Origin of the sequence: Actinophytocola sp. (genome assembly GCF_036002505.1) — a bacterium.
In the GTDB taxonomy this organism is placed as follows: Bacteria; Actinomycetota; Actinomycetes; order Mycobacteriales; family Pseudonocardiaceae; genus DASYTH01.
On sequence record NZ_DASYTH010000039.1, the window covers coordinates 1 to 7063 of the forward strand.

The window sequence follows — 7063 nt, forward strand, 5'->3', positions numbered from 1 at the left end:
GCCCAGCGCGAGGAAAGACGCGTTCATCGCACCGACCGCCCCACAGGTGCGGCTGTAGTACCAAGCGGCCCCTAGCGCAGGCCGACGCAGTCGAAGGCCCAGAACGCCTCGGCGTACACCAGCGCGCCGGTCATCCACGGCTCGTATGCCGGCAGCAACACGACCTGGAACGCGGCGTCCGGGATGCGCACCGACGGAGCGGTGAACCCGAGCGGCCGCGCCGGCGCGAAGCCGAACCGGCCGTAGTACCGCGGGGAGCCCTCGAGGAACACCACTGGGGCGCCGAGCTGGGCGGCCTCCGCGAGCGCGTGCCGCACCAGCGCGCCGCCGACGCCGCGGCCCTGCAGCAAGGGGTGCACGCTGAGCGGGCTGAGCACCAGCACCTCGACCAGGCGCGCGGGCGCGTCCAGCCAGGAGCGCGAGAGCTGCACGTGGCCGGCGACGTGGCCGGCGAGGTCCGCCACGTACGCGTGGGCGCCGCGAGCGAGCAGGGCGTCGGCGAGGTCGGCGATCACGGCGCGGCCGAACGCGGCGGTGACGAGGGCTCGGACCGCCGGCCGGTCGTCCGGGTGCTGGGGGCGGATGGTCACGGTCACGCGGACGACGGTATTGCGTGCCGTGCGCGGGCGGGACCGGGCGGGGTTCCGGGCCGGGGCCGGACTGTTTTATCCCCGGGAGGGATCTGATCATGAAATCCGGTCGGGTTTGTGACCGGGATCACACCATCAGTTTTGCCCGCGAAGCTGGCCCTGGGTGATGGCGTTGGCGATGACGGTGCCATCGGTGCCGGTGTTGCCTTGCACGATAACGGTCTCGCCGGGTTTGAGATCGGCGAGCTTGCCCGGCTGGGAGATGCGGATCTGGGTGGTGTCGGAGGTGGACACCTTGACCACGGAGCCGTTCTGGGTTTTGACGTAGACGTCGGTGCCGTCGACGTGGTCGATGGTGCCGGCGGTGCCGCCGCGGAAGCCGCCGCCGGGGCCTTGGCCGTTGTTGCCTTGGCCGGTGCCACCGGTGCCGCCGCCGGCGCCGGGGAACTGGCGTCCGTTGCCGGCGCCGGGCGCCGCGTTGTTGGTTTGCGTGGCGGGCTTGGCGAGGGCGGCGTGGGTGGCGACGCCGCCGAAGAAGGCGCCGACCAGAAGCACCGCGGCGACCAGGCCGACGGTGGCCTTGCCGATGGAGCGCTTGTTCTGCTTGAGCTCGGTGTCGAGGTCGCCCATGACGATCGGCCGGTCGAGGATCTGGTCCGGCTGACCCTGGGGAACCTGCGGGACCGGTTGCGGATATTGCACGTCGGACTCTGACACAGGTCGGTTCCCTTCACTCATGACGCAGCGCTTCGATGGGGCGAAGCGAGGCGGCCCGGCTGGCCGGGTAACTGCCGAAGAACAGGCCGATCAGGGCGGACACGCCGAACGCGAGCGGGATCGACGCGGGTGCGACGACGGGCTCGATGCCGACGATCCGGAACTGGCTGCCGATCACGCCGACGGCGACGCCCAGCAGCCCGCCGAACAGGCTCAGCAGCGTGGCCTCGGCGAGGAACTGGCCGAGGATGGCCGAGCGGGTGGCGCCGATGGCCTTGCGGATGCCGATCTCGCGGATCCGCTCGGTGACCGTGACCAGCATGATGTTGGTGACCCCGATCCCGCCTACCAGCAGCGAGATCGCGGCCACCGCGCCAAGAAGCACCGTGAACGTCTGGGTCGTCTCGGTCCGGGCGGCGAGCAGTTGCGACGGATTCAGGATCCGGAAGTCGGACGCGCGGTTGGCCGCGATCCGGTGCCGCGCGTTAAGGATCGCGGTCACCTCCGCCTGCGCCGCGGTCACCGCGTCGGCGGACTTCGCCTGCACCACGATCTGGTTGAGGCCGCCGTATCCGGTGATCGAGTTCTGCACGGCGGGCAGCGGAGCCACCGCGCTGTCGTCGGCGTTCTGCAACCCGTTGGCGCCCTTCGAGGCGAGCACGCCGACCACGGTGAACTGGATGCTGTTCACCAACACCTGCTGCCCCAACGGATCCTCGGCGCCGAACAGGTCCTGCGCCGCGGTGGCACCGAGCACGACGACCCGGCGCGCCTGCGTCACGTCGTCGTCGGTGAACGCCGCGCCGCTCGACAAGGGACTGTTCGTGGTCTCGAAATAGGCCGGGTAGGTGCCGGTGAACTGCGGCACGTCGTGGCTGAACCCGCCGTACACCGCGGTGGCCGAGGTGGACACCACCGGCGAGGCGGCCTGAACATCCGGCGCACCAAGGGGATCCACCAACGACTTCGCGTCGTCCACGGTCAGCTGACGGGTCGAGCCGCTGTTGTTGCCGGCCCCGCCGAACCCGCCGCCCTGCCGGGTCACGGTGAGCACGTTCGTGCCGAGCCCGGCGATGCTCTGCTCCACCGCCGCCGACGCCCCGCTGCCCACCGCGACGAGCAGGATCACCGCGCCCACACCGATCGTGATGCCCAGCGTGGTCAGCGACGAGCGCAACTTGTTGGCCGCCAAGCCCCGCACGGCGAACCGAAGGATCTCGATGACGTTCATCGCGCCGCCCACGCTCCCTGCAAAGCCGTGTCGGACACGATCCGGCCGTCGGTGACCCGCACGGTGCGCTGGGCGTGCCAGGCCACGTCGTCCTCGTGCGTGATCACGACGATGGTCCGGCCGAGGGCGTTCAGCCGGTCGAACACGGCCAGCACCTCGGCCGTGCTCTCGCTGTCCAGGTTCCCGGTCGGCTCGTCGGCGAGCACGATCGCCGGCGCGTTCACCAGCGCCCGGGCCACCGCGACGCGCTGCTGCTGCCCGCCGGACAACTCGCTGGGCAGGTGCCGGGCCCGGTCGGTGAGTCCGACCAGATCCAGCGCGGCCCGCGCCCGCAGCCGCCTTTCCTTGCGTCCCAACCCCGCGTACACCAATGGAAGCTCCACATTGGACAGCGCGCTGGTCCGCGGCACCAGGTTGTACGACTGGAAGATGAAACCGATCTTCCGGTTACGCAGCAAGGACAATTGCCGCTCGTTGAGCGAGCCGACGTCGATCCCGTCCAGCCGGTACGAACCCCCGCTCGGCACGTCCAGGCAGCCGATCAGGTTGAGCAACGTGGACTTCCCGGACCCGGACGCACCCATGATCGCCAGGTACTCGCCGGTCTGCACGCTCAGGTCCACCCCGCGCAGCGCCCGCACCGCGGTCGCCCCGGAGCCGTAGACCTTCTGCAGGTTGACCACCTCGATGACCGGGCTCACCGGCCCGCACCGCCCGCGCCCGGGATCACCGCGCCGCCACCGCCCGCGCCCCCGGTCCCGCCGCCGCGCCCACCGCCACCGCCACCGAACTGGCCGCCGCCGGGGAACACCCCGTTGTTGCCGGTCCCGGCCGTCCCGGCGGTGCTCAGCACGACCTCCTCGCCCTCGGTGAGCCCGGAGGTGATCTGCACCCGCGACTCGCTGCGCACCCCGACCTCGACCGCCCGGGTCACCTGCTGGCCGCCGGAAAGAACGGTCACCGAGTTCAGCCCGTTGACCGTGCGCACCGCGGCCGACGGCACCGACAGCGCATCGTCCGCGCGCGCCACGATGATCGACACGCTGGCCGACTGTCCGGGCCGGATCCCGGCCGGCGGCGTGACCAGGCTGAGCTGCACCCCGAACTGCACGATGTTGTTGCTGGACGTCGGGGTCAGGTCGGCGGCGATCACCTTGGCCTGCACCGGGGTGTCCGGCAGCGCGTTGATCGTGACGGTCGCGTCCTGCCCGGCCTTGATCTTGCTGACGTCGATCTCCGCCACGTTCGCCTTGACCACCAGGTTCGACATGTCGGTCAGCACGATGAACCCGGTCGACCCTGAGCTCTGCGCGGACGAGCCGTTCCCACCCGCTGAGGACGACGATGACCCGACCCGCTGCCCGACGCTGCCGTTGATCGCGGTGACCGTGCCCGGGGCCGGCGCCTTCAGGACCGTGGCCGCCAGCGCGTCCTTGGCCTGCTGCAACGCCAGCTTCGCCTGGTCCAGCTTGGCCTTCGCCGAGGTGACGCTCTGCGCGCTGCTGGCCTGCGAGCCCCCGCCGCCCGGCGCCGCCGTGGTGGTGGTCGCCGCGGCGGCCTGGGCGTCGTCGAGTCCCTCCTCCGCGACGTCCACATTGGACTGAGCGACGGTGACCTGCTGGTTCGCCTCGGTGGCGTCCAGCTTCGCCAGCTGCTGGCCGACCGCCACCACGTCGCCGACCTTCACGTCGATCTCGGTGACCGTGCCGGACGTGCCGAAGTCGGCGTTGCCGGTGTAGGAGCTCTGCACGGTCGCCGCCGCGGACACCGTGTCGATCACGCTGGTCCGGGTGACCGCCACGCGCCGCACATCCGACGCCGCGTTGCTCTGCGTGCTCGGCCAGAGCAGCTCGTAGGCCCCCCAGGCGGCCCCGCCGAGCACCAGCAGGAGAACACCGTTGAGCGCCAGAATCCGCGCTTTGCGACTCATGCCGCGATACTGGCCAGCGGGGGTTCGGATTAGCTTGGAACAACCTGGGAGTTAGCTGGGCGCCGCATGCTTTCGCCCGCGCCGCGGGCGGGCCCGAACCGCCAGCACCACCTGCCGCACCGCGTCCAGCACCAGCAGCGCCGCGACCGTGCCGAGCAGGATGGCCGCGCCCATCCAGTTTCCGAAGTACCGGGTGGACTCCAGCCGGCTGCCGTCGCTGAGCTCGAGCGTGATCGTGGCGATGCCGCGCGGCCAGGCCCAGTAGGCCGCCCACACCGCACCGGCCGCGACCAGCACCTCGATCACGGCGATCAGCGCCCGCCACGGCTGGTTCAACCCGGCCGCGACCAGCGGCAGGTCGACCTCGGGCTCCTCGGTCACGGACGGCGCACTCGCACTCACGCCCCCCAGCTTCCCATCCGCGCCCGCGGGTCGAAATACGGGCCGGCACTGCGGCTGAACATGACGCCGACGGCGAACACGCAGACGACGAACAGCGGCAGCGCCAGGAATCGGATCACCAGCCCGAACGGGAGCGCCCCCAGCAGGATCGACACCAGCATGCCGAACGAGAGCAGCACGGTCAGCACCACCCGCGCCCAGTTCCGCCCGGTCCGCATCAGGATCCCGAACAGCAGGAACAGTCCCGCCGCCACGCCCACGATGACCGAGATCAGACCCGCGGTGAACGACGTCGCCGCGTGCAGCTCGCCCTCGGTGTACGGGCCGTCCTTGGCCAGCTCCTCGGCCATCGACTCGGTGAGCGCGTCGTACTCGATCACCAGCGACAGCACCAGCATCAGCACCACGATGCCGATGCCCAGCAGCACCAGCCCGAACGCGATCGACACCGCCTGCGGCCGCGGCATCGGCCCGGTGAAGCCGCCGCTGGGCATCGGTGGGTAGCTCAGCGGTGGCTCAGGTCCGGTCATACCGCTCAGGTTCGCACGCGGGACGGTCCTAGCGGCGGAGCTGCCCCGAACCGAAATACGCCTTGGCCTCGCCGCGGAACATGAACACCACCGCGACGCCGGCCAGCACCAGCTCGGCCAGCGTGATCAGGATCGAACCGCTGAAGCCGAACAGCCCGAGCACCACGTTGAGCCCGGCCACCACGATGAGGGTGATCCGGGCCCAGTTCTTCCCACCGCGCATGGCGAACGCGAAGGCGGCCACCAGTACGGCGAACACCAGGTTGATCACGATGGCCAGCGTGCGGTACAGCGCGGCCGCGTCCTTGATGTCCTCGGCGGACATCGTCCGGTTCTGCCGTTCCAGGCCGACCCGGATCGTCTCCTCCAGGCTCGCGGCGCTCACCGCCAGGTAGATGACCAGGCTGAGCAACAACGCCACCACGGTTACCAGCCACAGGATGAAGGCCATGTCCACCGACCTCGGCCGGCCGACGACCTCGGTTCGACCCAGCTCCTGCTCGTTCAGCGACGGCGCGGCGGGCATCGGTTCGAAGGGCTGGCGCTGGCCTTCCGGCTCACTCGGACCTGTCATGACGCTACGCTACCGCGCACCGCCATCTCCGTTTCGTGCGGTCAGTGCTCAAATGTCCTCCGCTCGGGCGGTGATCCGTGTAGGGCCGCGACCAGGCCGTCGCCGTCGCGGGCCCAGGCCAGCACCATGTCGCCGCCGTCCAGCCGCAGCGGGACCTCGGTGAACTTCCGCGGCACCGTCCACCCGCCGCCGAGCACCCTCGTCCGCGCCGGTGCCTCGCCACCGACCTCGGCGATCTGTTCCACGGCAAGGCTTTCCGTGCCGCACGTCAGCGTCGACGAGGTCAGCCGCACACCGAGCAGCCGCTGCCGGGACCGCACCCAGGCGGCGGCACCGGCGGCCAGCCCGGCGCCCACGACCAGCCACGCCACCCAGTGCACCCGCCCGCCCAGTGCCTCGACGCCGGCGCCGGCGGCGGCGAACACCGGCCCCCACAGCACCGGCCACCAGCTCGATCCCGGTTCGTCGAACAGCACCTCGGTCATGTCAGGTGGGCAGGTCGCGCGGCGCGAAGAACTCGTTCGCCTTGGGCAGGTACATCAGCACCGTCGCGGCCAGGCAGAGCAGCGCCACGGTGAGCCCGGGAATGGTACGCAGCACGAAGAAGTAGAACGCCACCGTGACCAGGCACAGCATGGTCAGCAGCAGCCGCGCCCGGCGCGCCCCGTTCTGCGCCTTGTACGCGAACAGCGTGAAGAACAGCGCGAACACCACCGCGGCGATCAGGAACATCCACAGCAGCGTGGTCGCGCCGCTGGCGATCTGCTCGTTGGTGATGTTCGGGTTGCGGTTCTGCTGGATCGAGAAGTCGATGAGCTCCTGCTTGTTCAGCAACAGGATCACCGCGTTGACGATGGAGAGCACTCCGGCCAGCACCCAGACCACGAACGCGTAGCGCACCGGCGCCGGCTTCGCCTGGTACGGCTGCGCCGCGGCGTCCTCGGCCGCCGTCGGCATCACGGGCGGCGCCGGCGGGTACTCCGCGGGCCGCTCGTCCGGTTCGTCCGGTGGCACAGTCACGGCCGCACCGTACCTGGAAACGTCAGCCGGTCCGCAACCAGCCCGCGACCTCGGTGGCCCAGTAGGTCA

The 7063-nt window shown here is 70.7% G+C and carries 10 protein-coding genes; all 10 read right to left on the reverse strand.

Going from position 1 to position 7063, the window contains the following annotated elements; all coding sequences use genetic code 11:
* Window positions 1-71 precede the first annotated feature (71 nt).
* The gene (locus tag VGR06_RS02340; RefSeq protein ID WP_327557248.1) at window positions 72-596 is read right to left on the reverse strand and encodes an N-acetyltransferase; all 525 of its coding nucleotides are present in this window, start codon (window positions 594-596) and stop codon (window positions 72-74) included.
* A 129-nt stretch (window positions 597-725) separates the two neighbouring features.
* On the reverse strand, window positions 726-1307 hold the full coding sequence (locus tag VGR06_RS02345) for a hypothetical protein (protein WP_327557249.1): 582 nt from the start codon (window positions 1305-1307) through the stop codon (window positions 726-728).
* A 13-nt stretch (window positions 1308-1320) separates the two neighbouring features.
* The gene (locus tag VGR06_RS02350) at window positions 1321-2538 is read right to left on the reverse strand and encodes an ABC transporter permease (protein WP_327557250.1); all 1218 of its coding nucleotides are present in this window, start codon (window positions 2536-2538) and stop codon (window positions 1321-1323) included.
* Window positions 2535-3239 carry an ABC transporter ATP-binding protein gene (locus VGR06_RS02355; RefSeq protein WP_327557251.1) on the reverse strand — a complete coding sequence of 235 codons (705 nt, stop codon included), beginning with the start codon at window positions 3237-3239 and terminating at the stop codon, window positions 2535-2537. The genes VGR06_RS02350 and VGR06_RS02355 overlap by 4 nt, the downstream gene beginning before the upstream one ends.
* Window positions 3236-4468 carry an efflux RND transporter periplasmic adaptor subunit gene (locus tag VGR06_RS02360; protein ID WP_327557252.1) on the reverse strand — a complete coding sequence of 411 codons (1233 nt, stop codon included), beginning with the start codon at window positions 4466-4468 and terminating at the stop codon, window positions 3236-3238. Before VGR06_RS02360 ends, VGR06_RS02355 begins: the two co-directional genes overlap by 4 nt.
* 51 nt (window positions 4469-4519) lie before the next feature.
* A complete protein-coding gene (locus VGR06_RS02365) occupies window positions 4520-4870 on the reverse strand; it encodes a hypothetical protein (protein ID WP_327557253.1) in 351 nt (116 codons plus the stop codon).
* On the reverse strand, window positions 4867-5400 hold the full coding sequence (locus VGR06_RS02370; protein WP_327557254.1) for a hypothetical protein: 534 nt from the start codon (window positions 5398-5400) through the stop codon (window positions 4867-4869). The genes VGR06_RS02365 and VGR06_RS02370 overlap by 4 nt, the downstream gene beginning before the upstream one ends.
* A gap of 28 nt (window positions 5401-5428) precedes the next feature.
* A complete protein-coding gene (locus tag VGR06_RS02375) occupies window positions 5429-5974 on the reverse strand; it encodes a hypothetical protein (RefSeq protein WP_327557255.1) in 546 nt (181 codons plus the stop codon).
* 41 nt (window positions 5975-6015) lie between these two features.
* Window positions 6016-6459 carry a hypothetical protein gene (locus VGR06_RS02380; RefSeq protein WP_327557256.1) on the reverse strand — a complete coding sequence of 148 codons (444 nt, stop codon included), beginning with the start codon at window positions 6457-6459 and terminating at the stop codon, window positions 6016-6018.
* Between the two features lies 1 nt (window position 6460).
* Entirely contained in the window at window positions 6461-6994 is a 534-nt protein-coding gene (locus tag VGR06_RS02385) for a hypothetical protein (protein WP_327557257.1), read from the reverse strand.
* Window positions 6995-7063: the final 69 nt, after the last annotated feature.